Origin of the sequence: Bacteroides sp. AF39-16AC, assembly GCF_003602735.1 — a bacterium.
Classification (GTDB): domain Bacteria; phylum Bacteroidota; class Bacteroidia; order Bacteroidales; family Bacteroidaceae; genus Bacteroides; species Bacteroides uniformis.
The window spans coordinates 1-1,346 of the sequence record NZ_QTLN01000075.1; the positions used below are offsets into that span (position 1 = coordinate 1).

Genomic DNA, 1,346 nt, shown 5'->3' on the forward strand with positions numbered 1-1,346 from the left:
TATGATCGATCTGCAAGATATAATTACAACAAAACGAGAGTTGTTGAGTAGGGCAACCTGCTCACTCAGCCCTATAAATTATAGTGCAGGTATGGCAGAGGATCAGAAAGAGCGGTACATACAATACCTTTCCGAACAGAATCAGGATCTTCGGTTGACAAGTGATGCCATGAAGCTTGTTTTGGAGGATTTTATGGCTCAGATGAAGGATCTGAAGGCTCAGGTGTCCTCTATGGAATCGAAACATGCTGACCTTGAGAATCGGTTGTCAGAAGAGCATAAACTTCGCAAATCGGCTGAACGTAAGATTAAGTCACTTCAGGAAAGACTTGATTATGCCCATCAGGAACGTTTTGGTGATCGACGTCAAAAGATCAAATCTAAAGCTAAGACGGGTGATTCAGACCGGAACAAGGAGAAGGATGATTATGATGGAACCGATGATACGCTTCGCACGGATTCGGTTGGTCATGTCCAATCACCGGAGGTTAAAAAGCCTTCCGGGAAAGGCCGTGATTTGTCCAATCGTCCTGACGGTTATAAAACGACGGGAGTATCCGGAGAAGTAATAGAGCATCCTTCTGACTTGACAAAGGTTCCCGGTCGCATCATTGAAAGGAGAATGGTACGGGTGTTCAGTTTCCGTACTTTCCTTACGGAAGAATGTTTTGAGATGGTTCATTATGCAGAGCCTGGTAAAAAGCCGAAGTGGGGCTATTTCCCTTCTGAAGGCCATCCGGAGGTGGTGACCAGATTCGAGGGTACTAAAGCTACTCCTGAATTTCTGCAGGCTATCGCCTATGAAGTTTATGTGAAGAATGTGACTTTCGGTCTTCTTCACCAATGGCTGACAGATATGGGCATGACCGTTTCTAAAAACACATTGCGCAACTGGCTTAAGAAAGGCAAGAAATACCTGGATGAATTGGTCTGTGTATTGAAGTCCATAGCTTTGGAAAAAGACTCGATAGTGAACTGCGATGAGACCTGGTGTAAGGTGCGTAAATATGATCACTATAAGAAGTGCTATATTTGGGTTCTGGTCAACAAGGCTCGGAAAACAGCCATTTTCTTCTATGAGAATGGCTCGCGCGGTCGTGAGGTACTTACAGACTTTTTGGGTGATGCAGAATTGAAGAGTATCATGTCCGACGGATACAATGCTTATGTGTTTATCGGCAATGATCTGAAATCAGCCCGTTTTAAAGATACTGTACACCAAGTTTGTATGTCTCATGCCAAAAACAAGTTTGTCAAGGCTTCCAATCAGGGTGGTGAACCGACTGCAGAACGCTTTTCCGAAATTTTAAAGGAGTTCTTTATGAGGGAGCGTAAATACGATGATG

The 1,346-nt window shown here is 44.0% G+C and carries 1 protein-coding gene; it reads left to right on the forward strand.

Features of this window, described 5'->3' with window-relative positions; all coding sequences use genetic code 11:
- Position 1: 1 nt before the first annotated feature.
- Positions 2–1,346, forward strand: a 1,345-nt coding sequence (locus DW039_RS20755; protein WP_120382316.1) for a transposase, incomplete at its 3' end; no start/stop codon positions are given.